This is a genomic window from Oscillibacter sp. CAG:155, from assembly GCA_000436875.1.
Classification (GTDB): Bacteria; Bacillota; Clostridia; order Oscillospirales; family Oscillospiraceae; genus Oscillibacter.
The window spans coordinates 1-2,066 of sequence record FR890947.1; the positions used below are offsets into that span (position 1 = coordinate 1).

Annotated in this window: 2 protein-coding genes and 1 pseudogene; 2 read left to right on the top strand and 1 reads right to left on the bottom strand. The window is 54.1% G+C overall.

Features of this window, described 5'->3' with window-relative positions; all coding sequences use genetic code 11:
• Positions 1–522, top strand: a pseudogene (locus tag QZL67_RS09120) (hypothetical protein); the annotation flags it as partial.
• A complete protein-coding gene (locus QZL67_RS09125; RefSeq protein WP_292920212.1) occupies positions 449–916 on the top strand; it encodes a carbon starvation CstA family protein in 468 nt (155 codons plus the stop codon). The pseudogene QZL67_RS09120 and the gene QZL67_RS09125, both read left to right, overlap by 74 nt.
• A gap of 236 nt (positions 917–1,152) precedes the next feature.
• Here the strand turns inward: QZL67_RS09125 and QZL67_RS09130 are convergent, their stop codons facing one another.
• Positions 1,153–1,980: a VanW family protein gene (locus QZL67_RS09130; protein WP_022290417.1), complete on the bottom strand. Its 828-nt coding sequence runs from the start codon at positions 1,978–1,980 to the stop codon at positions 1,153–1,155.
• Positions 1,981–2,066: the final 86 nt, after the last annotated feature.

Below are 2,066 nucleotides of genomic sequence, written 5' to 3' on the forward strand. Positions count from 1 at the left end.
AGCGAGAAGCAGGGCCGGATGACCTTCTACAACATGATGGTTCTGGAAGGTTTCATCGCCATGGTTTGGGCTGCCGCTGCTATGGGCGTGTACAACCTGGGCCTGCAGGAGGCCAATGCCTCTCTGGCTACCGGCACTGTCGGTGTGGTCTGCAAGAACATCCTGGGGCCTGTCGGCGGCCTGGTCGCTCTGGTGGGCATCATCGTGCTGCCCATCACTTCCGGCGATACCGCTCTGCGCGGTCTGCGTCTGCAGATCTCCGAATCCTTCCATATTGACCAGAGCTCCAAGAGCAAGCGTGTTGGTCTGTCTGCCGTGATCTTCGCCCTGGTGGCTGTAATCCTGGTGTTCGCCAAGATGAACTCCGAGGGCTTCTGCTACTGTCGGCGTGGTCTGCAAGAACATCCTGGGACCTGTTGGTGGTATCATTGCTCTGGTGGGCATCATCGTGCTGCCCATCACTTCCGGCGATACCGCTCTGCGCGGTCTGCGTCTGCAGATCTCCGAATCCTTCCATATTGACCAGAGCTCCAAGAGCAAGCGTGTTGGTCTGTCTGCCGTGATCTTCGCCCTGGTGGCTGTAATCCTGGTGTTCGCCAAGATGAACTCCGAGGGCTTCAACATCCTGTGGCGTTACTTCGCATGGTCCAACCAGACCCTGTCCCTGTTTGCTTTCCTGGCCATCTCTGTGTGGATGTTCGAGAACGGCAAGGCCAAGTGGGTTTGGATGCCTCTGATCCCCGGTGCTTGGTATGCATTCATCACTATCACCTACATCATGAACGCCAAGATCGGCTTCAACATTCCCTGGGGTGCTTCTTATGCCATCGGCGTTGCTGCCGCTGTTGTGTATGTTGCCATCATCTGCTGGTATGGCAAGAAGCGTTCCAGCCGGCTGACAAATGCGCATCTGTAATCGTTCTTTTCGCGCAGAGGTTTTTTAACAGCCTTAAATCGATCGATTCTTCAGAACATACAAAGGACCCCCGATACAGTTTTGTATCGGGGGTCCCTTTATGCTGTAAACGGCTGTAAGAGGCCCCATACAGCCAGCCACCCAGCTAGGGACATAGACCCCTGCTGCCAAATAATCCCGCCCTTTCATAGCATCTAAAACACTGCCACGGACAGATGATACTCTGCTCTCCATCTTTAGCTCTCCGGGAGCAGCGGGCTATACATCATAATGGCATCATTGGAAAACAGGAACTCCTCTCGCAGCAGTTTATCCTCCAGTGTAAACACCTGCCGCACCAATTCGTTGTGTCGAACATAGCCGCCCCAGGAAGCCTGATCCATTCGTGCGTTTCGCTCCACGATGTGGTAATGGTATGCAGGAGGTTTCACAGCTCTCCACTCTCCTTCCAAGCAGCTTGCCCCCACCCGCAGACAGAGCTGAAACGGCTGGTCCGTATCATTACGGATCATCAGATCCCGGTGTGGATAAGCACAGGTAGCACCGCTGCCAAAAGGCTGTGTCCGGTTAGCATCTGGAAACACATCATGGGAATGGCGATAACGCTCTACTACGGTCAGCGGCGTGTGCAGCGTCATCCAGAAGATCAAGTTGGAGAGCTGGCAGAGGCCGCCTCCCACATCGCTTCCAATTCGTCCTAAAAACAGGACCATTCCCTCCAGATATCCCTTCCGCCTGGTAGGTTTTCCGATCAGTCTCCAATAGCTGAAGGTCTCTCCAGGGTATAGTACAAGCCCATTCAGCCTGGCTACTGCCAGACGCAGGTTGGTAATCTTATTGCGCTGAAGCTCCATTTCCTCTCCCCGCAGCTGCCGCAGCAAGGGGGTGGCATGCTGGAAGTGAACACAGGGCAACGGCGTTTCTCGGCGTTCCTTTGCCCATTGAAAGCCAGGAGAGCACCACAGTAAATACCTTCTTCCCGCATAGTAAGCTTTCCCAAGCCGCAGCCGTAGCCAGCTTCGGCGAATCGGCGGACGCAATGCACGATCTCTTGGATTAACCATCTCAATGCCCCCTCTCCATTGAGCATATCATATCCTGCATCTGAAATTCCAGCAAAATATAAAAAAGAGACAGTCAAAAGACTGTC

What these genes read in the sequence shown, in the direction of transcription:
- QZL67_RS09130 (WP_022290417.1), bottom strand. Translation starts at nt 1,980, where the DNA reads ATGGTTAATCCAAGAGATCGTGCATTGCGTCCGCCGATTCGCCGAAGC.